Genomic DNA, 26,181 nt, shown 5'->3' with positions numbered 1-26,181 from the left:
GAAAGGTGGATACATATGGACGAAAAAGAAAAAAAGCAATCATTCGACGAAGAATTCGCCCCTGAAATTTCACCTGGATATCGGCAAGATGTACATAAGCCACCTAAATATAAAAACACTTCGTTTTTAATGGGTATTACCATTTTTGCTGCTGTATTACTCGTGCTTATCATTTTCGTTTATTTTTGATGAAAGGTGGTTTATTATATGAAGAAACAAAATTCCAATCGTTCAAAAAGAATTGTGAAAACAGAAAAAGGGTATGCAGGTGATTCGGTTCTTACTCAGAAACAAGTCGAGCAAGGAAATTTATATATTGCTCAAAAAGAAATTGGTCAACAAAATGAAAACCTTTAGAATCCCTCGAAGAACTGGGGGATTTTTTTATACCGCTATTTATGGTACTGGTTCATATTTCTCTTTATTGTACGTACTGTTTTTGTTCTAACACTTTAAATATATGATTAACCTTTACAATTTTCATTTCATAATTCAATTTCGCTTCTCTTACCATTTTCAGTACCCGCCACGTACGCTACAGTTTGATAGAGAAAATTTTCATCCGTCACTTCACGTATCTCCTCGTTTGTAAATTTATACTCTAAATCCTGAAAACGATTTGGATAATAATTTTTTATTAATTGCTCATACCCTCTATTTACAAATATTTCTTCACCTTTTCGTTTCACATCTTCTTTATTATGAAATTCAAAAACTGATAGTTGTTCTGCCGCAAAATGTTCTCCTACCTTTTTCATTTCATTATGAGTTAAAACTTCTATGCTTTTGTTCTTTAATTCCTTATTTAATCCGTACTGATCAATCGGTTTATAGCTAGCAAAAACTTCTTCTTTATATGACCAAAACAGTCCAAAAACGATACATAGAGAAATGATTACTATTCTTTTCTTCGTAATTCTCCCGCCCTTCTTCATAATGATAGTTATATTTTAACATATAGAAAGAAAATTCTGATATCATGAAGTGGAATAACTTAACTTAGAAACGAGGAACAATTATGGACTCTTACAAACAATATATTAAAGAAGCTCTACCTAATCTTTCTATACATTCCTATAAACAAAATGAGGAAGGATGGGATAATGTAGCGATTATAGTAAATGATGAGCTACTGTTTCGTTTCCCGCGAAAACAGGAATATGCAATGCGAATTCCATTAGAAAAAGAACTATGCACACTTCTCTCTTGTTCACTACATGAAATTGAAGTTCCAAAGTATCACCTATTCTATGAAAAGAATACTGATGCTATTCCGCTTTGTAGCTACTATACTCTCATTCATGGTGAACCTTTAAAAACAGAAATAGTTACTACACTAGAAAAACAAGAACGAAAAGCACTTATTACACAATTAGCAACTTTCCTTGCTGCTCTACATAGTATTCCTTTAAAAAGTGTTACAGCGTTAGGATTCCCTATTGAAAAAACACTTACCTACTGGAAAGAGCTACAAGCTAAATTAAATGAGTATGTTACTAACAGTCTAACTTCGTTCCAGAAATCAACCTTAAACCGTTTATTCGAGAATTTCTTTGCCTGTCTAGCTACATCTAAATTTCAAAATACAATCATTCACGCCGACTTTACACATCATCACATTTTATTTGATAAACAAAATAAAACCATTTCAGGGGTTATCGATTTTGGTGATGCTCAAATTGGAGATCCTGCCTTTGATTTTGCTGGGCTATATTATGATTTCGGACATGAATTTACTACATCAGTATATGAACAATACAGTACACTTACTTCACACCATGATCCATTACTCATTCACCGCATCACAAGTTTTTATCAATACAGTCCTTTACTACATAATATGATTTATAACTTTGAAACAAAGAATGAACTTGAATTTCTAGCAAGTATAGAACAACTGAAAGTAATACTGCAGGGATGAGATTACATTCTCTCCCTATATTCCCTCTCCTCATACATCATTAACTTTTTATCCATTTCAACAATGACTTTATATAGTTGAAATGCTTGTAAAATTTGCAGTTGAATCCCAAAAGGAGCATTCTGTTCTTTTAACCATTGAAATACTTGCGTTTCATCTTTCATTGATTATTCCTCCCTTTATTAAAATCTGCTACAAATATACGGTACATGATGAAAAGCTTTTCATGTCAATAACAAAAAAGAATGCAACATTGCATTCTTTAATGTACGATATTTTTCTTCTGTTTCGCTTCTTTCTTTACTTCTTCCCCTTGGCATTCACTACGAAATGCACAACTTATACACTCAGAACGAAAATGACGCTCTGTATAATGCTCAGGTTGCTGTAACATTTCTTTCATTCTAGATAAATGAGCCATTCCAGTTACAATATCTTCCGGTTTCGGAATGTAGTCATACGTAGTTCCTTCTATTAAATTAATAACTTCAATTTTCCCTGGAAGAATGCCGAAAGCTTTATAACTAAATACTGTCATTAACTTTTGACAAAGAGCAAGCATTTCCTCATCCGCATCGACAACATACTTTTTAATTACAAACGACTCAGTACTCCACTCACCAACTTCTAATGTCAATGACATGTGGACACCTAACTCTTCCATATATGTTTGAAATTTTTCATATAAAAATAACGGCGGTGTCTGACTATCATCTCTTTCAACAAACTGTAATAAGTGATCCGTTAGCTTCGCTAACACAATGTAATACTCCATCTTCGAAGCAAACATATTAATCCTTACTTTTTTCCAATACTTTTCTATTAATATTAAAAGTACAATTTTCGTTTGTTGGCCTGCCGGTAGTGTGTAATATTCGTTAATAATTCGATTCACAATCATTTGTGCGATTTGTTGCCATTCAAACGAAGAAGGTTCTCTTCTTTTTATATGACGAAAATAAAATTTATGCGGACAACGCATAAAATCATACAAATGATAATCTGTCATCGTTTTAATTGCGATTTTCTCATGCACTTGCTCTTCATCTCCCTTCTGCCATTAAGAAAGGTGTTTTACAAATTCAGCTCCAAACTGTAAACATTTCTCTACATCTTCATCTTCTGGCGTTAATTCTACTTTTAATCCTTCTAACACAACTTCTGCCCCGCGTTCTTTTAGCTTTTCTATTAAAATGTCAACTGCCACGCCATATTTTGGATAAGCCGAATCACATGATCCGAATACTGCCGCTTTTTTCCCAGTTAAATCAATAGAATCCATTGCGTCATAAAAATCTAAGAAATCATCAGGAAGGTCACCATCTCCCCAAGTGTATGCACCTAAAATAATTCCATCATACTGTTCTAACATAGAAGCTTCTGGTGAATCCATAATATCAATCACTTCAATTTCATTTTCAGTTTCACGAATCACGCCGGCAATATGATCAGCCATTTCCTCTGTATTTCCACTCATACTTGCAAAAATCATTACTAACTTACTCAACTGAACCTCTCCCTTTACTTTGTATCTCTTGTTCTGTTTGAATGCTCTTCTTCTCATCTACATATTCAGAACGAATTACATTTCGTTGCCATTCCATATGCTGATCAACTTCTTTATTTTTATCTTTTAATCCCCTCCGTAGAAGGTGAAATTTTTTTCTCATTAACATGTCGCATCCATCCTATTGATAATAATTATCAATTTCAACTGCTTTTAGATTAATTGACATTGATTATCACTGTCAACAACTTTTTTAAAAAAAATGATTAAAATGTACAAGCTTGTCCGTTAGCTATTCATATACTATAAATGAGCATAGTTCTTTCTCAGCCCTCTCTGACGGAAAGAAATAAAAGCAACTGCGATAGAGCGCAGTTGCCTTTTTTTATCCCACTTTAATGGGCAGTAAAACCCCCACTGATTAAAGTTTCACTTTATACTTTTCTATGATTTCAATAATCTCATTGTTGTCTCTAAAAATAATTCCACTCCATAAATGAGAGCTGATTCATCTACATCAAATTTTGGATGATGATGCGGGTAGCAAGTATCTATCTTTTTATTACCAGTCCCTAATTTAATAAAACAACCAGGTGCTTTTCTTAAATATGCCGAAAAATCTTCTCCTCCCATAGAAGGTTCAAGCTTCACAACACGCTCATTTCCAAACAAATATAGTGCACTTTCTTCTACTACTTTCGTAATATATTCATCATTAATAACCGGATCATATCCATATCGATACGAATATGTATACGCCCCTCCATGTGCTTCTGTAATTCCTTTCACGATTTTCTCAATTTTCTCTTCGGCTTCTATCCTTAATGCTTGATTAAATGAACGAACAGTTCCCATTAAAGTTGCTGCACTAGGAATAATATTATCAGCCATCCCCCCATGAAACTGCGTAACCGAAACGACTCTTTGCATAAAAGCACTTGTATTTCTTGATACAATATGTTGTAAATTTGTAATAATCTGTGCTCCGATAGCAATAGAATCTATCGTTTCTTCTGGCCTCGCCGCGTGCCCTCCTTTCCCTTGAATTTCAACTGTAAATACGTCTGGTGCAGCCATCATCGGCCCATACGCAATGCCTATCTTCCCGCTCTCAAGTCCTGACATAACATGTAAACCTATTACATAATCAACACCATCCATTACGCCTGCTTCAACCATTTCTTGTCCCCCGCCGGGATACACCTCTTCTGCATGCTGAAAGAATAGACGAATCTCACCTACAAAATTTTCCTTTATATTTGATAGTACTTCTGCTGTACCCAACAAAATAGCCGCGTGAGCATCATGCCCACATGCATGCATTACACCTTTATTCACAGACGTATAAGATTTACTTGTCTCCTCTTGAATTGGCAACGCATCTATATCAGCTCGAATCGCAATCACTTTCCCTTGTTCGGTTCCTCTTTTAATTGCTAGTACACTATACTTCGTCGGTCTCGTTACTTCAAAAGAAGAAAATGAGCATACTGTATCATATATAAATTGCGAAGTTTCTTTTTCATGAAACGATAATTCTGGATACTTATGGAAATACCTTCTCCATTTCACGATATTTTCTTCCGAAATTAGATTCTTCCACACTCTATCCATGATAATTTCCTCCTTTTTAAAAGGGCTAAAAATGTAAAAGTTTACTTCGTCTCGAATGACTCATAAGCACAAATACTATATTTTACGTATTCTTCTAGTCCACTTTTATGTATTCACACAATCCACTTCCTATTTACATATCAAATCCATTACAAATTGATGCTGAATGTAATATAATTGCTAAGTTAGGGATTTTCTTTTTTAGTATTTAGTGCTAATATCAGAAAAGAGCCTTTTGACTTATTTTTACCTAAAATGTGGAATTTTGTTTTTTTCACAATAATGTAGGACATGATACCTACAAAGAGCTATTATTTCATTAAGAGAGGGAAAGACATGGAAAGATTAAAAGAGATATGGTCTCGACCACTCACACAATGGGTTGCAAAGACGGTTTATTACCTTGCAATTTTATTTGCATTACTTTGGTTGTATGGATTCCATGATACAAACACAAGTACATTTATTTACAATGAATTCTAGGGTGGGAACGTTATGAAGTTATTAGAACAAATTGAAAAGTGGGCTATTGAAACGCCTGATCAAACTGCTTTTGTTTGGCGAGATGCGAAAATTACGTACAAACAATTAAAGGAAGATTCTGATGCGTTAGCACATTGGATTTCTTCTGAGTATCCAGATGATCGTTCACCAATTATGGTGTATGGCCATATGCAACCTGAAATGATTATTAACTTTTTAGGATGTGTAAAAGCTGGACATGCTTATATTCCTGTAGATTTATCTATCCCAGCTGATCGTGTACAACGTATCGCTGAAAATTCTGGTGCGAAACTACTTTTATCAGGAACTGAAGTAACTGTAACTGATTTACCAGTTCGCATTGTAAGTGAGGACAACTTAAAAGATATTTTCTTTACTCATAAAGGGAACACTCCAAATCCTGAACATGCGGTAAAAGGTGATGAGAACTTCTACATTATTTACACATCAGGAAGCACAGGTAATCCGAAAGGGGTTCAGATTACTTATAACTGCCTTGTAAGTTTTACAAAATGGGCTGTAGAAGATTTCAACTTACAAACGGGGCAAGTATTCTTAAACCAAGCACCTTTCTCATTCGATTTATCTGTCATGGATATTTACCCATCATTAGTAACAGGTGGTACACTTTGGGCAATCGATAAAGATATGATTGCACGTCCAAAAGACTTGTTTGCTTCTTTAGAGCAATCGGATATACAAGTATGGACTTCCACACCATCTTTCGCAGAAATGTGTTTAATGGAAGCATCTTTCTCTGAGAGTATGCTACCGAACATGAAAACATTCTTATTCTGCGGTGAAGTGTTACCAAATGAAGTAGCTAGAAAATTAATTGAGCGTTTCCCAAAAGCAACAATTATGAATACGTACGGTCCAACAGAAGCTACTGTCGCTGTAACAGGTATTCACGTTACAGAAGAAGTGCTTGATCAATACAAATCACTTCCAGTTGGCTATTGTAAATCAGACTGCCGCCTTCTTATTATGAAAGAAGATGGAACGATTGCACCTGATGGTGAAAAAGGTGAAATCGTAATTGTCGGTCCAAGCGTAAGCGTTGGATATTTAGGAAGCCCTGAATTAACAGAAAAAGCATTTACTATGATTGACGGTGAGCGCGCCTATAAAACAGGCGATGCTGGCTATGTTGAAAATGGTCTTCTATTCTATAATGGTCGTCTTGATTTCCAAATTAAGCTGCATGGTTATCGAATGGAATTAGAAGAAATTGAGCATCATCTTCGTGCGTGTTCTTACGTAGAAGGAGCAGTTATCGTTCCAATTAAAAAAGGTGAGAAATACGATTATTTATTAGCGGTTGTTGTTCCTGGAGAACATTCATTTGAAAAAGAATTCAAATTAACATCTGCAATCAAAAAAGAACTCAATGAGCGATTACCAAACTACATGATTCCACGTAAATTCATGTATCAATCTTCTATTCCAATGACACCAAATGGAAAGGTAGATCGCAAAAAATTATTGAGTGAGGTTACAGCATGACCGCATATGGATCATTTTATTTTTTCGCTATAGTGGGCATTTTATTAATACCTACTATCATAGCTGGATTAAAAGGTAAAATGTTGCGTAAATATAATGCAGTATTAACATTAGTCATGATTGCTATTATCTTCTCAGATAAACCGAAGCAAGCGATTATGTTAGCCGCATTTATTATTTGGCAATATGCCCTAATTAAAGGCTATTTAATTTTAAGAAAACAAAATAATAGTACATTCATGTTTTGTATAGCTGTTATTTTATCGATTTTGCCACTTATTTTGGCGAAAATCGCACCATTTGTACCTGAATTGCATTTTATTGTTTTCGCAGGTATGTCTTATGTAACATTTAGAGCTGTACAAATGGTCTTTGAAGTTCGTGATAATTTAATTAAAGAACTTTCCTTCTTTAATTTCTGGGAATTCGTTTTATTCTTCCCTGCGATTTCAAGTGGACCTATCGATCGTTATCGTAGATTCCAAAAAGATATCCAAAAGCCACCTAGTGCTGAGGAATATCAAAATTTACTATATACAGGGCTTAATCGTATTTTCCAAGGTTTTCTGTATAAGTTTATAATCGCGCACTTGATAACAACATACCTTGTAAAGGCAGTATTCGCCAATCAAGATACACTTTTATCTAATGTGATTTTTATGTACGCTACTAGCATGCAGTTATTCTTTGACTTTGCAGGTTATAGTGCGTTCGTAATTGGTATCAGTTATATGATGGGAATTAAAACTCCTGAAAACTTTAATAAGCCATTCCTTAGTCGTAATATTAAAGACTTCTGGAACCGCTGGCACATGAGTTTATCATTCTGGTTCCGTGATTTTATTTACATGCGTTTCGTCTTTTTTGCAACGAAGAAAAAGTTAATTAAGAACCGTTACACTATTTCGTATATCGGGGCATTTTTAAACTTCTTCATTATGGGAATTTGGCACATCCAAGGAAGCGCTGTTGCGCAGTATGTTATTTATGGTCTATATCATGCCGCACTGTTTATTTTATTCGATATTTTTGAACGAAAAAACAAGAAGCATAAGTTTTGGCCAAACAATAAATTTACACACGTCCTTGCGATTGTAATTACGTTCCACGTTGTATGTTTCGGTTTCCTCATTTTCTCTGGACACCTTAACAGATACTTTTAATGCACCCTTCTTATACCATTAAGAAGTTGCACATATAATATATTTCGGATATAAAGGAGATTTTAAAAATGGCAGAATTCAAAGAGCAAGTATTAGATATTTTAGAAGAAGTATGTGAAAACGATATTGTGAAAGAAAACTTAGATGTTCAATTATTTGAAGAAGGTATTCTTGATTCTTTCGCTGTAGTATCTTTATTAGTTGAATTCCAAGAGCGTTTAGATATTGAAGTTTCTATTTCTGATTTTGACCGTGACGAGTGGGCTACTCCAAACATGGTTATTAAGAAGTTGGAAGAAATCCGATGAACAAAGCAAAATTTGGTCCGATGCTTTTAGCATTGGCCCTTTTTGCTGTATTCTTACTTATTCCAACGCGCTTCCTACTTCCACTTTTAAGTGATGAAAAAGTAGAACAAGCTGCCACTTCTTTAAAAGAAGAAAAGATTCAAAGTATGATTTTACAGCAAAAGATGTTAGCAGACTCGAAATACCTTCCGATGTATGGTTCATCGGAATTCGCACGTATGGATGCTTACCATCCATCAAATTATTTCAAAGTAAAGCCTGAAGGATTCACACCATTCCTACTTGGACGTGGCGGAACACAAGACCTTGTACATGTATTAAACTTTGCATCTACGATGGATCAATTGAAGGATAAGAAAATGGTATTCGTTCTTTCTCCGCAATGGTTTGTGCCACAAGGTATTGATGAAACACACTTTGCACCTAACTTTTCAAAGCAACAAGGTTACCACTTCATTTTCAACGATGATGTAAAACCTGAAATGAAAAAGCAAATTGCAAAGCGTTTATTAAACTTTGAGATCGTTAAGAAAGAAACTTTACTTAAAATTTCGCTTGAAGGTATCGTTTACGATGATACAAAGCATAAAATAAAAGCACTTGCTGCTAAACCTTTCGCTTATATTTATCGTAACATTTTAGATCGTAAAGATTTATTTACAGCTATGTTTAATATTAAACCGCATAAAGAAAAACTTGACCCGTCATTAAAACAAATGAGCTGGGAAGAGGCTCGTAAACATGCAGATCAAACAGGTGCAGCAGAATCTGGATCTAACAATTACGGTATTGAAGATGGTTACTTCAACAGCAAAATCAAGAAGAAATTAAAGCAACGTGAAGGTTACTTAAAAAATGATGCTTATGATCAATCGCCAGAATATGAAGATTTACAAATTGCACTTGATTTATTAAAACAATCTGGTGCAAAACCACTCTTCATTTCTGTTCCTGTAAAAGGTCCTTGGTACGATTACGCTGGCTTCCCGAAAGAACGCCGAGAATTGTACTATAAGAAAGTTCATGAGCAAATTGAGAAAGCTGGCTATCCAATTGCCGACTTCTCAAATCATGAGTATGATAAATACTTCTTAAAAGATCACATGCACTTAGGTTGGAAAGGCTGGGTTTATATTGATGAAGCCATCCAACAATTTTATAAAGCAAACTAAAGAAAAGACCGCTTGAATTATTCAAGTGGTCTTTTTCTATATACATTTTGCAATTGTTCAATTACGTTATCTGCTTCTTTCATCACTCGCTCCACTACATGCTGAGCTGATTCTATTCTTGCTAATGATGACGCTTGTCCTGCCCAAAGTGACATATATTCTCCATTATTTTGCTTTGCTGCTTGTTGGCGTATTTTAGAGGTTAATACATTTTGCACCGGATACATCGGAAGGTCTTCTTCTTTCCCTTCATGCTTCTCTATAAATTCATTACGAATACCTCGTGCATATTTCCCGGAAAACGCACGAGTCACAGTTGTACTCGTATCTGTACTACGTAAAACCGCTTTTTTATACACGTCATGCGTAATACTCTCTTCACTCGTTAAAAAGGCTGATCCCATTTGAACAGCTTCTGCTCCCAGTGTAAATGCCGCAACAAGCCCTTGCCCGTTCATTACACCACCTGCTGCAACAATCGGGATATGCGGAACTGCTGCTACTAACTGCGGAATTAATGCGAACGTCCCAATCATAGCGTCCTGTTCTTTCCCGATAAACGTTCCTCTATGGCCCCCTGCCTCACTACCTTGACCGACAATAATATCTACTCCTAATTCAGCAAGTACTTTCGCCTCTGCCACATGAGTAGCTGTTCCGATGACTTTTATTCCGCTTCTTTTCAAGTCATTTATTTCTTCTTTTTCTAACGTTTGAAATGCAAAGCTAACGACTGGCACGTTTTCTTCTACTAACACTTGTAATTGTTCTTTATAACTTTTTGGAAGCTTTAACTGTTCTTCTTCCTCTATACCGAATTCTCTATTCACTCCGCTAAGTAATCCCTTGGCCAAGTTTATCTTCTCTTCTTCTATTTGTATCTCTTTCGTTAATAGTAAATTAACACCGAAAGGCTTATCTGTTCGTTCCCGTATCTTATAAATCGCTTCACGAATTTGTTCTGGGCTCATATAGCCTGCTCCAAGCGTTCCTAATCCTCCGCTATTACTCACAGCTGCAACGAGTTCTGGCGTCGTAATCGCACCCGCCATACCGGCTTGAATGATGGGATACTTAATTTGTAATGTATCTATAACTCGACTTGTAAACATCATTTTCCCTCCTATTCCCCTTATATCTTCTTTATTTGACAAACTTTCCCCTTCTTTTACAAGGATTGAACTTCCTATGAAGCGAATATATTGAAAGTGAAGGAGGCTGAAAACAATGATATATCCAAATGCATTACAACAAGGTGATACAGTAATGATTATTGCACCGTCCGGCCCACCAACAATTGAAAATGTATTAAAAGGTGTAAAGGTATTACAAGAAATGGGTTTATCTGTAGTAATCGGGATGAGTGTTTATGAGAAATATGGATATTTAGCTGGAAGGGATCAAGTCCGGCTCGATGATATACATGAAGCATTTTCAAATCCTGAAGTAAAGGCTGTTTTCTGTGCACGAGGTGGTTACGGTAGCGCTCGTCTCCTCCCTCACATTCAATATGAAATCATTCGGCAAAATCCAAAAATCTTTTGGGGATATAGCGATATTACAGCTTTACATACTGCTTTTTCACGTTATGCAAAGCTTGTGACATTTCATGGCCCAATGGTTGAAGAATTAGGGAAAGGTGTAGATTCTCTTTCTTTATCTTCTTTCAATCAACTCTTTCATCCGTATTCAACCATTTTATCTTCATCAGAATGTATCGTACCTAGCCCTTCCCGTACAGTTACAGGTCAGTTAGTTGGAGGCAATTTAGCGGTGTTAACGAGTATCATTGGCTCCTCCTACGAGATAAATACAGCCAATAAACTTTTATTGCTTGAAGACATTGGGGAAGAACCATATCGCATTGACCGTATGTTAAATCAGCTACTTTTATCTGGAAAGTTTCATGAATGTAGTGGTGTTATTTTTACAAGTTGTCATGACTGCACTCCTTCTAAACCATCTCAATCATTGCAAACAATACTATATGAATATTTCACTTCATATGCTATACCTGTCCTATTCGGTTTACCGATTGGACATATAAGCCCAAACATTGGGATTCCTCTTGGAGCTACAGCGACAATAAATACAAATAATAAAACACTCTCTATTTCTTCTGGCATAGCCACTCCGTGTTCAAATTAAAAAGGAAAAGCGATTATGCTTTTCCTTTTATCCCGCTTTAATGGGCAGTAAGACCCCCACCTCAAAATGCAGCGAAAGCAAAGAAGTTAGGTGGGGGTCGGGCTGCCCATTAAAGCCCGATTGGTTCAACTAATAATCAGTGGGGGATGAAGAAAACCCCCACTGATTAAAGTTTCACTTTATTTATAATAGTTAAAAATTCGTCCAGATGCGATATCTGCAATTTCTTCTGGAATAAATGTTTTACTTATATCAGTACCGACATTTAATACTGCTGTAGCATCTTTCTCAATGCTACTAAATAATTCTTTCCCACGTATCGTAATAAGGGGTGTTCCTTCTGGCAACACGTCTTTTACAAATTCCATTTGTGTAAAGAACGGAACGATCCATCTACCCTCTCCTTGGAAATGACGCAAGCGAAGTATTCCTTCTGTTGCCCCTTCCTCTGCTTCTAGTGAGCCAGCAACATAAAACTCAGTAGATAAGAGCAATTCATAAAATTCCTTTTGCTTTTGTTTGTCATCCCCTGCTACAACAAGTACTTCTTCTATTCTCTTTACCGGAATTTGCTCCATATGATGCCACCCCTATTTTCAAAATGATTGTACTTAAATTATACGAAATATTCTTATTTTTTTCTACATAATTCGCAATTATTTTCTTAAAATAATTTTAATGCTTCGTTTGGCTGTAATTGAAATAGAAAACCAAGTTGTTGCGATGCAGTAATAAAACAAATATAAGCGCAAAGCTCTACAATTTCTTTTTCCGTCCAATATTGTTTCAATACATGAAACATATTATCATCTATCGCCTTTTTGTCATGAATAAATGTATGCGCAAAAGTTACTGCTACACCAATTTCTTCTACCTTTTGCATATCATCAGGCCTTCCCTTTGCCATACAGTACGGGCATTCATTCCCGTACGCTAATGTTCTCCTCACTTGTTCCTTCAGCTCTGCTGAAAGAGTTCCTTTATTGTACAGTGTATTTTCTAATGTACTCCACGAATGTAATATTTCCGGATTATGACCTAATAACTTTTGAAACTTTGTATCTCCTACATTTGATAATGAAATTCTCTCCATTATTTTCCCTCCTATTCCCTTCAGTTTTATTGTAAAATAAATAAAGTTCTCTTTACATTTCATATGAATCTTAATTTATATTTTTCCTTTACAAAAATTATCATTTTACTGGAGGTATATTTACAAATGCAACTAGACCGTGTTGATCGAAAAATTTTAAATGAATTATATAATGATAGTCGCCTTTCCATGCGTGAATTGGCGAAACGAGTAAACTTATCTGCTCCGTCTACTGCAGAGCGTGTTCGTAAACTCGAAAGTGAAGGCGTGATCCAAAAATACACAATCGATATCGATTATAAAAAAGCAGGACTTGTTTTAGACTGTATTTTAGAAATCACTTTAAAAAACGGGGATACAACACGTATGCAACAGTTTATTCAGTCCTATCCATCTGCAAGTTTTTGTTACCGCGTAACAGGAAGCTTATGCTACATTGTAAAAATTTCTGTTCCTTCACTCGTTGAACTTGAAGAATTTATTAATGATGTCTCTTCATATGCAACGACTGTTTCTCATATCGTATTATCAGAAATATCTCTTACCCCTGATATTGAACATATCTTCCCAGAAGATTAATTAATTTTTATTCATAAAATATATAAAAACCCCTTACAATAAGAATAAAAATGATATATTATGTATTAAAATACATAAAGTTCGAGAAAGGGGCTTTACATTGAAAATCTGGTTTTATGAAAAAACGGGACAATTAGATGACTTGCTTGGCATTTGGGATAATGTTCCGACTATCCCTCGAATTGGTGAAAAAGTTGAGATTTTAAAAGCAGTTCGGACTGTTACAGATATTAAATATGTAAAGAACGGCAATAATTTTCGTGTGGAAATTATTACAAAGTAAAAAGTAGCTCACAAAGAGCTACTTTTTACTTATCTATTATGTGCTTTCTTTATAACGATTTTATCGTCTTCTACAGATACTGTTACATAATCATTTTCTTCTAATTGGAGCTTATTTACAGCCTCATCTGGTAGCTCTACAGCCATCAATCTATCTGTTACAATCACTTGACTATACACTTCATTTCCTTCTGATGCACTCACTACTTTTTCCTTATTTATGAAGCGCACTGGTGGCACACCCACTTCTTTTACCATACGCCATTGTTTCCAAACGTAAGGAATTAACCAAAGTAATCCAACGACTGTAAGACCGATACCGATCCATAAATTACTTTGCGCTTGTAATTCAGGAATTGAAATGGCGCTGCTCTCTTCTCCGCCGACAAATTGCATACTTGTTGCAATGAAATTATTTAGAGCGTGTACAGCAATATTCGTCCATATATTTTTCGTCTTTATGTATAAAAGACACATTACAATACCAAACATGAACGCACCAATAACATCAAAATGCCCTAAGCCAAAAATAACGGAAGATATAATGACAGCTTTTTTAATACCCCATTTATAAGCCATTCGCTGTAAAAAGAAGCCTCTAAAAATAACCTCTTCCATAATAGGTGCTAACACACATGCTGAAATGAAAGTAAATATCGTCATATATATGTTACTCGTATTAATAACATTTCCATCTTCTAACATAGTAACTAAGAAATTCGGTAACGTATGTGCTAATATGTAAAATTGAATATGAGATATACCAACTGAAAAAATCATTCCCATTATCGTTGCTAATACAATTAACCCCCACGGTAAACGTCCTGGTTTATCAAAAAAACTGTTAAATATAACATTATTTTTATTGGTTTTTACGTATAACCAAAATAACGGAAATACAAAAAACACAGTTATTTGTGAAATAACCTCCGTCGTATTCTCAGAAACATTTGATAGACCTAATGGGATCATCGTAAGGAAGAGTCCTATAATCATCCATCCAAAAAAACTGCGTAGTCTTATGCGTGAAAATGCATCGTGCATATCGAACACCTCCAAAGATAGTAAAAGTACATGTTCAGATAACTAAATTATAATATGAATATAGTTGAAATTCTTCCTATTTTTCTCAAATACTTTTGAACACCCTATATAGTAATCATTCTTTTCTTTCGGTTGAAATATACGAGAAAGTTATGTAATAAAAATCCCCGTTTTTACAAGCGGGGATTTCTTTTATTATAATACGTCACGTTTTTGGAATAATGCACTTGATGCTACAAGTAATACAACAAAGTATGCAGCTACAAGTAATAATGAAGTTGTAAATGTAAACTCTGTAAATGTTGGTTCTATTCCGCCACTTACTAGCTTATTGCTATCGTACACACTTAAATTTAAATGGAAGAACACTACAAACTTCGCTACACCTTTTGCAAACATCATCAGTACCATATTAATTGGTCCTTGTAAAAAGAAGAGGAACATCGTAATAATTAATGGTAAGACAGACTTTCTAAATACGTTTGCTAAGAAAAATGCAAGCGTCGCAAAGAAGAACGGTGAAAGTACTTGATATAAAGTAGATTTCATTACGATTCCTATCGTTAATTCTGTTTTACTACCATCCATTGCAATTCCGCCAATAATCATTGAAATAATCGTGTTAGCAAATATGATAAATACTATAGTAAGTAACACTGTAATATATTTAGAGAATAAAACTGTCATTCGTTTTCTTGGACGAATTAATAACTGCTTAATTGTACCTTTTTGGAATTCATCCGTAATTATACGAGAAGCAATCGTAATGCCAAAAATCGTTGCAAACAAAGTAATTAAACCAATCTCTGAACTTGCAAAATCTAAATATGATCCTTTAAATTCAGTTCCATCTCCCCATTTCAGCATCGCTAAAACTCCCAAAATTTCCAATACTGCAATAACACCAATTAAAATATACATACCTTTTTTCGCATGCAACTTTAAAAATTCATTTTGAATTAATTTAAACATTACGCTTTCACTCCCCCTGTAATCGCTAAGAACTCATCCTCTAACGTTTTATTTTGAACGGTAACTCCGTATACAAGCACATCTTCATTCACAAGTTTCTTTACAAGTTGTGGAATTTCTTCTTTCTTTACAGATACTACAATGACATTTCCTTGCGCCTTACCTGTAATGATTTCATTTGCTTTCTGAACTTTATCTACTTCAAACGCTACAACTACTGTCTCATCATGTTTTGCTTGTTCATGTAAGTTGTATTCTTGTACAAACTCACCTTGCTTAATAATAACGACGCGATCACACATAAGTTCAATTTCACTTAATAAGTGACTTGATACGATTACAGCAATATTCTCTTCTTTCGCTAAACGTTGTAAATAATCACGAATTTGGCGAATACCAGCTGGATCTAATCCATTTGTCGGCTCATCTAAAATTAAAACTTTCGGCTGATGCAGTAATGCCTGTGCAATTCCTAAACGTTGTTTCATACCAAGTGAATATGTTTTCACCTTTTTATGAATTGCATGCTCTAATTCAACCAGTTTTACAATTTCAGCAATGCGCTCTTTACTAATTGGTGTAATTGCCATGTTCGCAAAATGCTTCAAGTTTTGCATTCCTGTCATATAATCATATAGTTCAGGATTTTCTACAATCGCTCCAATTTGCTCTAGCGCCTTTTCACGCTCCGTACGAATACTATGACCACAAATTGTAATATCGCCCTCTGTCATTGAAATAAGACCTGTCATCATACGAATCGTTGTTGTCTTACCGCTACCGTTCGGTCCAAGGAACCCGTATACTTCCCCTTCACGAACTTCAAATGATAAACCACGAATAATTTCCGTTCCACCAATCCTTTTTCGAACATTCTCTAACTTTACTACTACGTTTCCCAATGCTGATTCCTCCTTTAGACTTCTAGTTTTTTATCGATAATGCGACCTGTTATATAAACAAGTAAAACAAATATACCGATTGAAAAAGCAATACTATATAAATTTATAAAATTTTCTGGATATAGTATAAGATTCATATCCACCGTTTCATCTATATAAACGATTTTTTTAATAATATTAGGTATAGGCGCAAGTCGACCCAGCATTTCATATATCAGATTGATTACTTTCGTTACTAGTAAAAATAAGAAGAAAATAATTACATACTCCATTTTTTTCTTTTTCAAAGAAAATACTTTCACACCAGCTACTGTAAAAAGTAAAACTAACAATATACTTGATAAATTAAATACATATAACACGCTACTAAATAACTGCTTTACCATATCTAGTGTAAGTGTACTTTCGGTGAATAACAATTCATGGAGTTCTGTACCTTTTATTACTTTCATCGAAATACCATAGAAAAACATAGCACCTATTAATTCAAAACACATTAAGCTAATTGCTGCATATGACAATATTGCTAAAACAATTTTTTTACCAGATATCGGTGTTAACCGAAATAATGTACTTTCAGTCATTTTCCCAAACGCAGACATCGCCTGCAGAAATACTAATACCGCAAAAATTAAATAAACTAAGAATACTAAAGCAATTGTAATCATTTGCCTTACTTCTCCTGATTCTTGTTTAATATAATTCCCCATACTTACAAAAGCGACAGCCGCAATAAATATGAATGACAATAACGAAATGAAAATTTGTTTTTTATTCGCATTGTACATATATATTAAACTGGCCTTCATCTACTAAACACCTCCTTAAACAAATCCGTAACAGCTTTCCCTCGTTGGAAACGTAATTCCTCTACATTTTCATGCAGTACACTTTCACCATCTTTTAAAAAGATTACTTCGTCAAAAATATTTTCCACTTCTCCAATTAAATGTGTTGCAATTAAAATGGTACAATCTTCGCGATAAAACTGTAAAATAAGTTCTAATATGTGTTCTCTAGAAACGAGATCAATTCCGCCCAGCGGTTCATCTAGTACGTATAACTTCGCTTTCCGAGAAAACGTTAAAATAATTTGTAGCTTTTCAACCATCCCTTTTGATAAAGCTGTAATTTTTTCTTCTAACGGTATTTTAAATTCCGCAACCGTATCTACCGCTTTTTGAATGTCGAAATCTTTATAAAAATCTCGATAGAAAAATAAAGAATCTTTTACCGTCATCCAATCATCAAATACTGGTTTATCCGACATAAAAGAAACAATTTCTTTCGTTTCTAATCCTACTTTTTTACCAGCGATTGTAATACTCCCTTCGGAAGGATGCTGCAAACCAGCAATCATTTTCAATAACGTCGTTTTCCCGCTCCCGTTATCTCCAACGAGTCCAACAATTTTCCCTTCCGTAATCTCAATGCTTAATTCACGGATTACTGCTTTTAACCCGTATCTCTTCCATAAGTTTTCTATTTTTAATAGCTCTGTCATTCGCTCTCCTCCCTTTTCTCATGTAATGAAGAACGAAGGATTGTAAGAATTTCTTCTTCTGAAAACCCTAAATTGTCCATTCCATCTATAAAAGAATGAAGTAATTCTTTCGCCATCTCTTTTCGCAGCTCCATAATTTTCTCCCCTTCATTCGTTACATATCTTCCCATTCCTCTACGTGTTACAACAACCCCATCTCGTTCGAGCTCTTGAAATGTACGCTGGATCGTATTTGGATTTACTTGTAATTCACTCGCTAATTCACGCACAGAGGGAATTTTATCACCAGGCAACAAATGTCCTGTTACAATTTCTTTTTTTATGTATTCCATTACCTGAATGTAAATTGGTATATTTGGAGAAAACTCTATTTTCATTTCTTCCCTCCTTTTGTATTGGTGTACTAGTTAAATAATACACTGATACAAAAGGGTTGTAAATACCCATTTACTTACAAAAAAATTCTATCCAGCTAACGGATAGAATTTTTCAACAGAAATCGTTATACGAAAATAATAGTGTTATGTAAACAAAATTATAAAGAAAAGCTGTCTTATTCATTGATAAGACAGCTTTTCTTTATAATCATATATTAAAAATTAAACACGAAGTCATCATCAGATAACTTTTCAACGTTCGTCGCTTTTACGTAACCATTTCCTTTTACAGAGAAGAAATCATGGTTTTTCGTATCTGTACGTAAACCATTTAAAACGATCGGGTTAATTTCTTCTTCTTCAAACTTCGGCTCAAGTCCTAAGTTCATAAGTCCTTTATTCGCATTGTAACGAACGAAACGATTTACATCCTCTACAAGACCGATAGAAGTGTAAATTTCTTCTGTGTATGCCATTTCGATTTCATATAGTTCCATTAATAACTCTTGTGTTTCTTTTTGCACTTCTTGTTGATCTTCTGCAGAAAGTTCCGCGAAGATTTGTTGTGCTAAAATACCAACGAATACGCCGTGAATTGACTCATCCTTTACCTTCACATAGATTCGCTACTCCTATGCCGTTTACACAGCTTACAGTTTCCTGCAAGAAGAGACTATATCATCTACCTTCTCAGGTAGCCCTCCATTTCGATTTAAGGGATTCTCACCCACCGCTTGGCCCTACTCCTATTGCGGAATTTCACCGCCATTGGGATAGTCGTTGAACGTTCCTTTATCTACGTATCGCACCCACCACTGTTTATACAGTTTTCGGTGTCTAATACTTCCGTACATGTTATCGCTAGATAAAGGCTTCGCTGCTGATTGCCCTATCAGCTATTCTCCTTTCCATCTATTGATAGTTAGAGAATAACCTGAATGTATATATTCATCAATAATAAAACAGATAAATTTACAATAGGGGTTCCCAGCAATTAAAAGGGTTTTTCAATTGGTATCTCTACCAAAAGCCGCTATTAGTTAACGGATAATAAGGTTAATAATCTCACCACTTGCTGTTAGTTTTCCTTGACCAGCTAAGTAAAGTGGATAAAAGAATCCACTATAGAATAGGTAACTTTCTAAGAACACACTTGCTACCATTGCCATATATAACTCTTTTTTCGTTACTTCAGGCTTTAATAAACGACGATAGTAACTTGTAATAATACCAGCCTTTTTCTCAAGTAACGGATGGTTGTCTACCCATTCGAAAATATCATCGATTTCTTCTTCAGTAGCTAACGTTGTGAAAATATGACTGTAACTCTTCGCATGTACTTCTTCCATAGCACCCATGAAAGCTAATACACTTTTTGCTTGTAAATTTTCAAGATGAACAAGTACAAGAGGCATACCTTCGCCACCTTGTTTCGTATCTAAAAGTGTTAAACCACCTAATACACGCTTATAAGCAATTTGCTCTTCTTTCGATAATTGCACCCAAGTATTTTTGTCAGACGAAACCGCAATTTCTTCTTCTGTCCAAAACTGAGCGATGTTTTGCTTCCAAAACATTAAACTGAAATCGTCTTCTTTTTTATTCCAGTTAACAGCGCGCATTGAATCACCCCTATATCTATTATTGTTCTACTGAACGGTTAAATTTCCATCTAATAATGAAAAGCTAACCGTTTAGTAGAACAAACCAAGTATGAGCAGGGTTCATAACCCTGCTCATACTGTTGGGTTATTCATTTAGTATGGCAATATGCCATTAAACGGTACAAGCCACGCACTCTTCCACGCTTAATTTACGCGTTCTCGTATAATACAGACTCTTTAAGCCTTTTTTATGTGCATAGATGTAGTAACGCGCTAATTCACGTGTTGAAATATCACTATTAACGTAAAGAATTGTACTAATTCCTTGGTCAATATGTTCTTGAATTTCTGCGATTAAATCAATTAATTTAAACTGATTCATATCGTAAGAAGATTTATAGTACCAGAACGTATCTTTTGATAAATATGGCATTGGATAATATGTTGTCGCATTCGCATACGTTCTTGATTCGATTTGACTTACAATCGGCATTACGCTTGAAGTTGCATTTTGAACGTAACTGATCGATTGCGTAGGAGCGATGGCAAGACGATATGAGTTGTATAAACCATTCTTCTGCACTTGCTCTTTTAAACTTGTCCAATCTTCTTTTGTTGGAATATGAATTCCTTCAAATAATTGCTGAACTTTTTCAGTTACTGGGCTGTAATCTGTCGTTTCATACTTTTCAAAGTATGTGCCATTCGCATAATCAGATTTATCGAAGTCTTTAAATGTTTCGCCTTTTTCTTTAGCGATTTCCATACTTTTCTCAATAGAGTAGTAATTTAACATCATAAAGAATGTACGAGCGAACTCTTTCGCTTCTGCACTTTCATAAGCGATTTTATTTTTTGCTAAATATCCGTGTAAGTTCATTGCGCCAAGCCCTACTGAATGAAGCTCATCATTTGCTTTTTTCACAGTTGGTGCATTCGGAATAATCGTCATATCAGAAACAGCTGTTAAAGCTTCCATTCCCGCATGAACTGCTTCACGAATTTCTTTATTTTCCATTACATTTACAATATTTAACGATCCTAAGTTACAGTTAATATCACGACGGATAATATCATCTGTACCATAATCGTTAATTTCAGAAGTTTCTTGAAGCTGGAAGATTTCTGTCTCGAATGTTCAACCGAGTTCGCTATTCCTCAGTCCGTTGCTCATGCAACTGCTGTATGTCACCATACAGGACAGACTATATCATCACCTACAGCATTACCTGATTAGGTGCTCCGCTTTTCGAACGCCAATCGCTTGCGCTCTACTCCCATAAGGGATAGTCGTTAGGCTTTTACTTATCTTAATATCTTTCAGAAAGTCTCTTATTACTTTATGTTGTCCCATAACTCTGCTATACAAAATAATAAGATACATTCTGAACTTTTATATTTTCATTCTAAGATAAGATTTAGCACGGTAGGTTACCTCAAATTTGAGGCTTTCCCCGTTTAACGGAGTTTTCGACTAGCATTTCTACTAGAAGGTGCTACATATTTAACACAAGTTCGACATCTTCACAGTTCCAATATCCTTCAATGGATGTTGGTTATTTGCATTTGATTTAAACATTAAGTACGGATAACCAGACTCAAGCTGAATCATAGCAATTTTAATCAGCATATCACGCGCACTAATATCTAGCGGCTTCTTCTTCACTTTCGGATTACTCATTAATTCATCGTACATTTCATCGATATCAATGTCATCTAAATGCTTTCCATATTCTTTATACACCGTATAAGGCGCGAAAACATGGAAAGGCTCGTTTTTCTCAGCAAGCTCAAAGAACTTACTTGGAACGATAATTCCGATTGATAGAGACTGAATACGGCTCTTCTCATCGGCATTTATTTTTTTGGTCAACTCGTCTTCATATTTCTATGAAGGTTGGACTATATCATCAACCTGCAACTGGTTGCCTTGCACTTCGACTGGTACCTATTTCCAGCCTACTCTACTAGCTTTCGTCTAATGACGTGCGTTCGATAGTCTCTACACCTTCTTGAAAGTATTGATAATTAGGAAAGTTATTAGAACTACCAATATAAAACTTCCTATTTTCCTTATTAATTATCAAATAAATTCCACAATTCATGGAATCTCGCCTCCGGTGAATATAAGATTCCACTTCACCCAAATAGCATTTCTTCCAAGCTTGGCACGGTATTACCTGCTATCCACGTACATGGACCGTAGGCTCTCTTAGTCAGCTTCTTCGCGGGTTCTTTTTCTTTTACCCCTTATTCAACTGATACCGTTAGCCGCTAATGCGACACCCTATTGGTTAGGTTCACAAGGTTTTCTCATACACATTACTGTATAGAGGGACTACCAATTAATCCAAGAATTCAATAATATCCCAATGGAAAATGTTTAAATATACAGCTCCGGCACCTTTTCGTTGGCCAAGCTGATTCGCATATGAAAACGAATCTTCAAGTAACTTCATAACAGGTACTACACCACTTGCAGCGTTGTCGATACCTTTAATTTGCTCACCGCGTGCGCGTAGCTTAGATAAGTTTAAAGCTACTCCACCGCCGATTTTTGATAATTGCATTGCAGTATTAATGTTAAAGCCAATTGAATTTAAGCTATCATCCATCTCTAACAAGAAACAAGACACCATTTCTCCTCTTCTGCTTCTTCCCGCATTTAAAAAGGTTGGTGTCGCTGGTTGGTAGTTTTGTTTGACAATCATGCTTGCGAATTGTTTTGCCTTCGCAACATCACCGCGTCCTAAGTATAATGACACAATTGCTACACGATCTTCATAGCTTTCTAAGTATTGTTTTTGATCATTTGTTTTTAACGCATAATCTTTGTAGAACTTAGATGCTGCCATATAAGATTGGAACTCGAAGTTTTCACCATAAGCGATGTTATATACCTCTTCTACTTCCTCCAAGTTATACTCGTCCAGAACGTTGTAATAGTAATCATGTTCTTTCATATACTCCATTCGCTCTGCCACGCTATTAAAATGAACGGTATTCTCTCTAGCTTCTTCCATAAAGACTTCTAATGCCTCTTTATCTTTATGAAGCTGATAAAAACCGTCCTGCATTTGCGTGATTTCATTATTCAGTTCAATGTGTCGCAATCTCCCGCACCCTTTCCTTAAAATATTCTACATCGTTATTTGTTCCTGATAACTCAAATTTTGATACAATAGGCACTTCATATTTAGCAGAAATTTTGTCAGCACTTGCACCGAACATGTCTCCCCAGTTACGATTGCCGCTTGCAGATACGCCTTTTAATTTTTCATTATTGCGCTCTAAAAATTCTAAAACACGTTCTGGTACATTGCCAAAACCTGTTGTATACGTAATTAAAATAAAGTCTTCATCTATTACTAGATCTTCACCAATTTGAACGGCCGGCATATTTAATTTGTGGATGAAACGCTTCACGTTTCCTGTCATAGAATCATATGCAACTAACATTTCCGACCCTCCCTTTTCAATCTATACTCTCTGTATGTTGTTTCTTGATTTCTCTATATATTGTATTACGTTTCAAAATAAGACACAAGATATATGTATAAATTCTTTCTTTTTTTAACTTTTACTTTTCGACAAGACCGTCGATTTTTTTCAATACAATGACTATGAAACAACATTCTAAAACTCATGTCAATAAAGTGCTTTTCAAAAAAGTTGTCAACGAATTTAACCTTATTTTTAAAAAAGTTACCAATATATTTTGTCATAAAACGGCAAATGCTGGAGGAATATATTTCTCCAGCATCACGCAAAAAAGAACAGACATGAAACGATAATCTGTTCTAAAAAACGATTACATTTATCAATTTTACTTTATTAAATATTATACATATACTTTCGGTTCGCGTTACATACTAAAAGATAACTATTATAGAAAAAGATTATTATTATGGAAATTCAGCTTATTTATGAAAAGATTATGCAGAGTGCTCAATACGCAAAATATCTTTTACAAATATATGATGTGGATTTTCATCTTTATCAATCATTGTACATACAGGAGCTTCTTCATCAAAGTATACAATCATTCCTTCTATGTACTGATACGTACGTTGAACTTGTACAGTTATTTTAATTTCTACAGCCTCTTCATATGCTCTTTTTATTTTCTGAAGCATTTTGGCCGAACACTTTCTTTTCTCTGGATATATGACCATTCCCATAAATCGGTTGCCGGCTCTATCTTTCCACATATAATCCCAATGCGGTAATATGCCTTGTTTAAAATCGCCCATAAGTCTCCTCCCCTATATTCTTCTAGTTACGAACGTGGCGTTTCTGAGTATGTATAAATGACCTGTCCGCCGCGCTGTGCGTTACCAATGAAATGTTTAAAGTCTTCTCGATTTACTAAAACTTCTCTGAACGTATAAAATACATCTTTCGTAACAACATACTCCTTTATTTCACCATTTTTCAGCTGATCCAAAATTGTATTTGCTAATTCTTTATCCATGTATTTCACCTCTATGCAATATTTTATTTTAACTTATATTCTATAGGTCAACAACTGTAAAATTATCCAGATGCTATACCTTCATTTCATTTTCATTATTTTTCAAAAGATATCTCTTAATTATATGTCCACTAAATATCATATACTAACATAGCTACTTCTCTATATCAAACATTTCGACATTCAATTATGCAAAGTTCCATACCACTATGCTACAATATATAAATAGAACTAGGAGGGATACTATGATTCGGAAAGCAAAAAAGACAGATGCGAAACTGGTAGCACCTTTATTGTATAACGCTCTGCACGAAATTGCTGAAAAAATCACAGGTAGCACAGTTGAGACAGAAGTATTACTAGGACTTGAAACATGGTTCTCAAAAGAGAGAAATCGACTGAGCTATGAAAACTGTTTTGTATATGAGCAAGACGGGGATGCAGTTGGAGTTATTGTCGCTTATCACGGTAGTGAAGCAGCAATGCTTGATGCACCAATTGTACATCACTTAAGAGAATTACATAAAGATGAATCGATTACGTTAGAAAAAGAAGCTGAACTTGATGAATATTACATTGATACATTATCCGTTTCAAGTGCATATGGCGGAAAAGGAATTGGTTCTAAATTAATTGAAGCTGCTGAAATTTATGCAACTGAAAAGAAGCATGAAAAAATCGCATTACTTGTTAATTTAGAAAACAAACGTGCCTATTCATTATACGAAAAACTAGGTTACAAAAAAGATCAAATCGTTATGCTTGTAGGCGAACCTTATGCGCATCTCGTAAAACCATTGAACATCAAAATTTCTATATCTTAAAAAGAAAGCACACGATTTATATAAATCGTGTGCTTTTATGTTAAATTCGTATTTAATACAGTTCCATTCATCGCCTCATGAAACGTATATGTTGTACATCCCCATGGCTCTCTGTGCAAAATAGGAGAACCAGACCATCCCATCGCTCTCAGTTCGGCACCAATCATTACATTCACATAATTATGACCTACAAGAGCAATACTTCCATGTACGAGAGCGTAACGATGTAATAAGTAAGCCGCTTGTCTTGCCCTCTCTCTTACTTCCTTATAAGACTCAACATCTTTATGGTAACCAAGTATCCATAATGTTCGTCCGATAAACATCCATACGTTAGGTTTACACTTCAACCATTTTGGAGCATAAAAGCTCGTCGGAACTGTAGCTTCTCTAAAGAGAGGATTTTGTATAAACGATAAAGAATCCATTAATTCAGCTGCTGACTGTACAGCACACTTTTGATCACTCGTTACAATCAATTTTGCCGCTTCAACCGCTTCCCTTGTTTCCGTTGGTATAGGTGCTTTTTTTGCTATAGTATGTAAGTCATACCCTTTCATCCATTCACGAAAGGATGTAACCGTCATTGGTTCTATAGTACGATCTAAGCGACCATGACGAATAAAAGAAATCTTCATTCTTTCCACTCTCCATTCATCACTTACGAACTCTATTATGTACTA

General features: G+C 35.0%; 33 protein-coding genes and 5 pseudogenes. 12 read left to right on the top strand and 26 right to left on the bottom strand.

Annotation, left to right across the window (positions count from 1 at the left end; genetic code table 11):
* Positions 1–15: 15 nt before the first annotated feature.
* Both ACTFRN_RS08795 and ACTFRN_RS08790 read left to right on the top strand, forming a co-directional pair.
* Positions 16–189, top strand: coding sequence for a hypothetical protein (locus tag ACTFRN_RS08795; protein ID WP_000343559.1), 174 nt, complete (start codon positions 16–18; stop codon positions 187–189).
* Positions 190–207: 18 nt separating this feature from the next.
* The gene (locus ACTFRN_RS08790) at positions 208–357 is read left to right on the top strand and encodes a hypothetical protein (protein ID WP_000744619.1); all 150 of its coding nucleotides are present in this window, start codon (positions 208–210) and stop codon (positions 355–357) included.
* Positions 358–421: 64 nt separating this feature from the next.
* On the opposite strand, the pseudogene ACTFRN_RS08785 reads toward ACTFRN_RS08790, so the two are convergent.
* Positions 422–935 (bottom strand): annotated as a pseudogene (locus ACTFRN_RS08785) (biotin transporter BioY).
* 83 nt (positions 936–1,018) lie between these two features.
* Between ACTFRN_RS08785 and ACTFRN_RS08780 the strand changes: the two are divergent.
* A complete protein-coding gene (locus tag ACTFRN_RS08780) occupies positions 1,019–1,921 on the top strand; it encodes an aminoglycoside phosphotransferase family protein (protein ID WP_000379001.1) in 903 nt (300 codons plus the stop codon).
* 2 nt (positions 1,922–1,923) lie between these two features.
* On the opposite strand, the gene ACTFRN_RS08775 is transcribed toward ACTFRN_RS08780, so the two are convergent.
* From ACTFRN_RS08775 to ACTFRN_RS08755, 5 genes are all read right to left on the bottom strand, one after another.
* The gene (locus ACTFRN_RS08775) at positions 1,924–2,085 is read right to left on the bottom strand and encodes a hypothetical protein (RefSeq protein ID WP_049110980.1); all 162 of its coding nucleotides are present in this window, start codon (positions 2,083–2,085) and stop codon (positions 1,924–1,926) included.
* 98 nt (positions 2,086–2,183) lie between these two features.
* Positions 2,184–2,957, bottom strand: a complete 774-nt coding sequence (locus ACTFRN_RS08770) for a hypothetical protein (RefSeq protein WP_000544549.1) — start codon at positions 2,955–2,957, stop codon at positions 2,184–2,186.
* Between the two features lie 24 nt (positions 2,958–2,981).
* On the bottom strand, positions 2,982–3,428 hold the full coding sequence (locus ACTFRN_RS08765) for a flavodoxin (protein ID WP_000041158.1): 447 nt from the start codon (positions 3,426–3,428) through the stop codon (positions 2,982–2,984).
* A complete protein-coding gene (locus tag ACTFRN_RS08760; protein WP_000929013.1) occupies positions 3,421–3,597 on the bottom strand; it encodes a hypothetical protein in 177 nt (58 codons plus the stop codon). Before ACTFRN_RS08760 ends, ACTFRN_RS08765 begins: the two co-directional genes overlap by 8 nt.
* A 275-nt stretch (positions 3,598–3,872) precedes the next feature.
* Positions 3,873–5,042, bottom strand: a complete 1,170-nt coding sequence (locus ACTFRN_RS08755) for an amidohydrolase (RefSeq protein WP_088106562.1) — start codon at positions 5,040–5,042, stop codon at positions 3,873–3,875.
* A 336-nt stretch (positions 5,043–5,378) separates the two neighbouring features.
* Here ACTFRN_RS08755 and ACTFRN_RS08750 point away from each other — a divergent pair, with 336 nt between their 5' ends.
* From ACTFRN_RS08750 to dltD, 5 genes are all read left to right on the top strand, one after another.
* Positions 5,379–5,525, top strand: a complete 147-nt coding sequence (locus ACTFRN_RS08750) for a teichoic acid D-Ala incorporation-associated protein DltX (protein WP_000440293.1) — start codon at positions 5,379–5,381, stop codon at positions 5,523–5,525.
* A 12-nt stretch (positions 5,526–5,537) separates the two neighbouring features.
* Complete coding sequence (dltA, locus tag ACTFRN_RS08745; protein WP_000770525.1) at positions 5,538–7,052, top strand: D-alanine--poly(phosphoribitol) ligase subunit DltA; 1,515 nt, start codon at positions 5,538–5,540, stop codon at positions 7,050–7,052.
* Complete coding sequence (gene dltB, locus ACTFRN_RS08740) at positions 7,049–8,215, top strand: D-alanyl-lipoteichoic acid biosynthesis protein DltB (RefSeq protein WP_000127924.1); 1,167 nt, start codon at positions 7,049–7,051, stop codon at positions 8,213–8,215. The genes dltA and dltB overlap by 4 nt, the downstream gene beginning before the upstream one ends.
* Before the next feature lie 68 nt (positions 8,216–8,283).
* Positions 8,284–8,523 (top strand): D-alanine--poly(phosphoribitol) ligase subunit DltC, encoded by a 240-nt coding sequence (dltC, locus tag ACTFRN_RS08735; RefSeq protein WP_000807310.1) that lies wholly within the window; start codon positions 8,284–8,286, stop codon positions 8,521–8,523.
* Positions 8,520–9,695, top strand: coding sequence for a D-alanyl-lipoteichoic acid biosynthesis protein DltD (gene dltD, locus ACTFRN_RS08730; protein ID WP_001030280.1), 1,176 nt, complete (start codon positions 8,520–8,522; stop codon positions 9,693–9,695). The genes dltC and dltD overlap by 4 nt, the downstream gene beginning before the upstream one ends.
* A gap of 17 nt (positions 9,696–9,712) precedes the next feature.
* On the opposite strand, the gene ACTFRN_RS08725 is transcribed toward dltD, so the two are convergent.
* Positions 9,713–10,807 carry an NAD(P)H-dependent flavin oxidoreductase gene (locus ACTFRN_RS08725; RefSeq protein WP_000495255.1) on the bottom strand — a complete coding sequence of 365 codons (1,095 nt, stop codon included), beginning with the start codon at positions 10,805–10,807 and terminating at the stop codon, positions 9,713–9,715.
* 115 nt (positions 10,808–10,922) lie between these two features.
* On the opposite strand from ACTFRN_RS08725, the gene ACTFRN_RS08720 reads away from it, so the two are divergent.
* A complete protein-coding gene (locus ACTFRN_RS08720; protein ID WP_088106561.1) occupies positions 10,923–11,843 on the top strand; it encodes a S66 peptidase family protein in 921 nt (306 codons plus the stop codon).
* A 179-nt stretch (positions 11,844–12,022) separates the two neighbouring features.
* Here ACTFRN_RS08720 and ACTFRN_RS08715 read toward each other — a convergent pair whose 3' ends face one another.
* Positions 12,023–12,421, bottom strand: coding sequence for an SseB family protein (locus ACTFRN_RS08715; protein ID WP_000435209.1), 399 nt, complete (start codon positions 12,419–12,421; stop codon positions 12,023–12,025).
* Between the two features lie 86 nt (positions 12,422–12,507).
* Positions 12,508–12,999 carry a carboxymuconolactone decarboxylase family protein gene (locus ACTFRN_RS08710; protein WP_124878256.1) on the bottom strand — a complete coding sequence of 164 codons (492 nt, stop codon included), beginning with the start codon at positions 12,997–12,999 and terminating at the stop codon, positions 12,508–12,510.
* A gap of 63 nt (positions 13,000–13,062) precedes the next feature.
* Between ACTFRN_RS08710 and ACTFRN_RS08705 the strand changes: the two genes are divergently transcribed.
* Together ACTFRN_RS08705 and ACTFRN_RS08700 are read left to right on the top strand one after the other, a co-directional pair.
* On the top strand, positions 13,063–13,515 hold the full coding sequence (locus ACTFRN_RS08705) for an Lrp/AsnC family transcriptional regulator (protein WP_001175495.1): 453 nt from the start codon (positions 13,063–13,065) through the stop codon (positions 13,513–13,515).
* 100 nt (positions 13,516–13,615) lie between these two features.
* On the top strand, positions 13,616–13,798 hold the full coding sequence (locus ACTFRN_RS08700; protein WP_000708112.1) for a DUF3913 family protein: 183 nt from the start codon (positions 13,616–13,618) through the stop codon (positions 13,796–13,798).
* 29 nt (positions 13,799–13,827) lie between these two features.
* Here ACTFRN_RS08700 and ACTFRN_RS08695 read toward each other — a convergent pair whose 3' ends face one another.
* The 16 genes and pseudogenes from ACTFRN_RS08695 to ACTFRN_RS08620 form a co-directional block, all read right to left on the bottom strand.
* Positions 13,828–14,841, bottom strand: coding sequence for a CPBP family intramembrane glutamic endopeptidase (locus ACTFRN_RS08695; protein WP_000543562.1), 1,014 nt, complete (start codon positions 14,839–14,841; stop codon positions 13,828–13,830).
* Positions 14,842–15,036: 195 nt separating this feature from the next.
* Complete coding sequence (locus ACTFRN_RS08690; RefSeq protein WP_000475446.1) at positions 15,037–15,813, bottom strand: ABC transporter permease; 777 nt, start codon at positions 15,811–15,813, stop codon at positions 15,037–15,039.
* A complete protein-coding gene (locus ACTFRN_RS08685) occupies positions 15,813–16,715 on the bottom strand; it encodes an ABC transporter ATP-binding protein (RefSeq protein WP_088106560.1) in 903 nt (300 codons plus the stop codon). Before ACTFRN_RS08685 ends, ACTFRN_RS08690 begins: the two co-directional genes overlap by 1 nt.
* Before the next feature lie 14 nt (positions 16,716–16,729).
* Positions 16,730–17,524 (bottom strand): hypothetical protein, encoded by a 795-nt coding sequence (locus ACTFRN_RS08680; RefSeq protein WP_000647932.1) that lies wholly within the window; start codon positions 17,522–17,524, stop codon positions 16,730–16,732.
* On the bottom strand, positions 17,521–18,219 hold the full coding sequence (locus ACTFRN_RS08675; RefSeq protein WP_000137753.1) for an ABC transporter ATP-binding protein: 699 nt from the start codon (positions 18,217–18,219) through the stop codon (positions 17,521–17,523). The genes ACTFRN_RS08680 and ACTFRN_RS08675 overlap by 4 nt, the downstream gene beginning before the upstream one ends.
* Complete coding sequence (locus ACTFRN_RS08670; protein WP_000687504.1) at positions 18,216–18,596, bottom strand: GntR family transcriptional regulator; 381 nt, start codon at positions 18,594–18,596, stop codon at positions 18,216–18,218. The genes ACTFRN_RS08675 and ACTFRN_RS08670 overlap by 4 nt, the downstream gene beginning before the upstream one ends.
* A gap of 215 nt (positions 18,597–18,811) precedes the next feature.
* Complete coding sequence (locus tag ACTFRN_RS08665) at positions 18,812–19,213, bottom strand: ribonucleotide-diphosphate reductase subunit beta (RefSeq protein ID WP_000864955.1); 402 nt, start codon at positions 19,211–19,213, stop codon at positions 18,812–18,814.
* Positions 19,214–19,342: 129 nt separating this feature from the next.
* A pseudogene (locus ACTFRN_RS08660) lies at positions 19,343–19,438 on the bottom strand (nuclease); the annotation flags it as partial.
* A 201-nt stretch (positions 19,439–19,639) separates the two neighbouring features.
* A pseudogene (locus ACTFRN_RS08655) lies at positions 19,640–20,218 on the bottom strand (ribonucleotide-diphosphate reductase subunit beta); the annotation flags it as partial.
* A 154-nt stretch (positions 20,219–20,372) separates the two neighbouring features.
* Positions 20,373–21,323: a ribonucleotide reductase gene (locus tag ACTFRN_RS08650; RefSeq protein WP_074543497.1), complete on the bottom strand. Its 951-nt coding sequence runs from the start codon at positions 21,321–21,323 to the stop codon at positions 20,373–20,375.
* Positions 21,324–21,707: 384 nt separating this feature from the next.
* Positions 21,708–22,070: pseudogene (locus ACTFRN_RS08645) on the bottom strand (ribonucleotide-diphosphate reductase subunit alpha); the annotation flags it as partial.
* A gap of 97 nt (positions 22,071–22,167) precedes the next feature.
* Positions 22,168–22,338, bottom strand: a complete 171-nt coding sequence (locus ACTFRN_RS08640; protein WP_100655561.1) for a GIY-YIG nuclease family protein — start codon at positions 22,336–22,338, stop codon at positions 22,168–22,170.
* A 210-nt stretch (positions 22,339–22,548) separates the two neighbouring features.
* Positions 22,549–23,313, bottom strand: a pseudogene (locus ACTFRN_RS08635) (ribonucleoside-diphosphate reductase subunit alpha); the annotation flags it as partial.
* Positions 23,300–23,659: a class Ib ribonucleoside-diphosphate reductase assembly flavoprotein NrdI gene (nrdI, locus tag ACTFRN_RS08630; RefSeq protein WP_000959450.1), complete on the bottom strand. Its 360-nt coding sequence runs from the start codon at positions 23,657–23,659 to the stop codon at positions 23,300–23,302. The gene nrdI and the pseudogene ACTFRN_RS08635, both read right to left, overlap by 14 nt.
* Positions 23,660–24,135: 476 nt before the next feature.
* Positions 24,136–24,453 carry a hypothetical protein gene (locus tag ACTFRN_RS08625; protein WP_014893192.1) on the bottom strand — a complete coding sequence of 106 codons (318 nt, stop codon included), beginning with the start codon at positions 24,451–24,453 and terminating at the stop codon, positions 24,136–24,138.
* Between the two features lie 26 nt (positions 24,454–24,479).
* Positions 24,480–24,674: a hypothetical protein gene (locus ACTFRN_RS08620; protein WP_000356683.1), complete on the bottom strand. Its 195-nt coding sequence runs from the start codon at positions 24,672–24,674 to the stop codon at positions 24,480–24,482.
* A 245-nt stretch (positions 24,675–24,919) separates the two neighbouring features.
* Here ACTFRN_RS08620 and ACTFRN_RS08615 point away from each other — a divergent pair, with 245 nt between their 5' ends.
* Entirely contained in the window at positions 24,920–25,498 is a 579-nt protein-coding gene (locus tag ACTFRN_RS08615; protein WP_000619536.1) for a GNAT family N-acetyltransferase, read from the top strand.
* Positions 25,499–25,533: 35 nt separating this feature from the next.
* Here the strand turns inward: ACTFRN_RS08615 and ACTFRN_RS08610 are convergent, their stop codons facing one another.
* Positions 25,534–26,136: a phosphoglycerate mutase gene (locus ACTFRN_RS08610; RefSeq protein ID WP_014893193.1), complete on the bottom strand. Its 603-nt coding sequence runs from the start codon at positions 26,134–26,136 to the stop codon at positions 25,534–25,536.
* Positions 26,137–26,181: the final 45 nt, after the last annotated feature.

Origin of the sequence: Bacillus cereus group sp. MYBK245-2 (assembly GCF_051916145.1) — a bacterium.
Lineage (GTDB): Bacteria > Bacillota > Bacilli > Bacillales > Bacillaceae_G > Bacillus_A > Bacillus_A pacificus.
Note: the sequence above shows the minus strand (reverse complement) of the source record. Positions and strands in the feature narration are given on the sequence as shown.

Bases quoted from the DNA above. Each gene is read 5' to 3' on its own strand.
- ACTFRN_RS08705 (WP_001175495.1), top strand. From the start codon at position 13,063: ATGCAACTAGACCGTGTTGATCGAAAAATTTTAAATGAATTATATAAT.
- ACTFRN_RS08725 (WP_000495255.1), bottom strand. From the start codon at position 10,807: ATGTTTACAAGTCGAGTTATAGATACATTACAAATTAAGTATCCCATC.
- ACTFRN_RS08755 (WP_088106562.1), bottom strand. From the start codon at position 5,042: ATGGATAGAGTGTGGAAGAATCTAATTTCGGAAGAAAATATCGTGAAA.
- ACTFRN_RS08710 (WP_124878256.1), bottom strand. From the start codon at position 12,999: ATGAAATGTAAAGAGAACTTTATTTATTTTACAATAAAACTGAAGGGA.
- ACTFRN_RS08690 (WP_000475446.1), bottom strand. From the start codon at position 15,813: ATGTTTAAATTAATTCAAAATGAATTTTTAAAGTTGCATGCGAAAAAA.
- ACTFRN_RS08680 (WP_000647932.1), bottom strand. From the start codon at position 17,524: ATGAAGGCCAGTTTAATATATATGTACAATGCGAATAAAAAACAAATT.
- ACTFRN_RS08625 (WP_014893192.1), bottom strand. From the start codon at position 24,453: ATGGGCGATTTTAAACAAGGCATATTACCGCATTGGGATTATATGTGG.
- dltD (WP_001030280.1), top strand. From the start codon at position 8,520: ATGAACAAAGCAAAATTTGGTCCGATGCTTTTAGCATTGGCCCTTTTT.
- nrdI (WP_000959450.1), bottom strand. From the start codon at position 23,659: ATGTTAGTTGCATATGATTCTATGACAGGAAACGTGAAGCGTTTCATC.
- ACTFRN_RS08670 (WP_000687504.1), bottom strand. From the start codon at position 18,596: ATGAAAATAGAGTTTTCTCCAAATATACCAATTTACATTCAGGTAATG.
- ACTFRN_RS08750 (WP_000440293.1), top strand. From the start codon at position 5,379: ATGGAAAGATTAAAAGAGATATGGTCTCGACCACTCACACAATGGGTT.
- ACTFRN_RS08715 (WP_000435209.1), bottom strand. From the start codon at position 12,421: ATGGAGCAAATTCCGGTAAAGAGAATAGAAGAAGTACTTGTTGTAGCA.
- ACTFRN_RS08795 (WP_000343559.1), top strand. From the start codon at position 16: ATGGACGAAAAAGAAAAAAAGCAATCATTCGACGAAGAATTCGCCCCT.
- ACTFRN_RS08790 (WP_000744619.1), top strand. From the start codon at position 208: ATGAAGAAACAAAATTCCAATCGTTCAAAAAGAATTGTGAAAACAGAA.
- ACTFRN_RS08775 (WP_049110980.1), bottom strand. From the start codon at position 2,085: ATGAAAGATGAAACGCAAGTATTTCAATGGTTAAAAGAACAGAATGCT.
- dltC (WP_000807310.1), top strand. From the start codon at position 8,284: ATGGCAGAATTCAAAGAGCAAGTATTAGATATTTTAGAAGAAGTATGT.
- ACTFRN_RS08615 (WP_000619536.1), top strand. From the start codon at position 24,920: ATGATTCGGAAAGCAAAAAAGACAGATGCGAAACTGGTAGCACCTTTA.
- ACTFRN_RS08610 (WP_014893193.1), bottom strand. From the start codon at position 26,136: ATGAAGATTTCTTTTATTCGTCATGGTCGCTTAGATCGTACTATAGAA.
- ACTFRN_RS08695 (WP_000543562.1), bottom strand. From the start codon at position 14,841: ATGCACGATGCATTTTCACGCATAAGACTACGCAGTTTTTTTGGATGG.
- dltB (WP_000127924.1), top strand. From the start codon at position 7,049: ATGACCGCATATGGATCATTTTATTTTTTCGCTATAGTGGGCATTTTA.
- ACTFRN_RS08760 (WP_000929013.1), bottom strand. From the start codon at position 3,597: ATGTTAATGAGAAAAAAATTTCACCTTCTACGGAGGGGATTAAAAGAT.
- ACTFRN_RS08620 (WP_000356683.1), bottom strand. From the start codon at position 24,674: ATGGATAAAGAATTAGCAAATACAATTTTGGATCAGCTGAAAAATGGT.
- ACTFRN_RS08675 (WP_000137753.1), bottom strand. From the start codon at position 18,219: ATGACAGAGCTATTAAAAATAGAAAACTTATGGAAGAGATACGGGTTA.
- dltA (WP_000770525.1), top strand. From the start codon at position 5,538: ATGAAGTTATTAGAACAAATTGAAAAGTGGGCTATTGAAACGCCTGAT.
- ACTFRN_RS08780 (WP_000379001.1), top strand. From the start codon at position 1,019: ATGGACTCTTACAAACAATATATTAAAGAAGCTCTACCTAATCTTTCT.
- ACTFRN_RS08720 (WP_088106561.1), top strand. From the start codon at position 10,923: ATGATATATCCAAATGCATTACAACAAGGTGATACAGTAATGATTATT.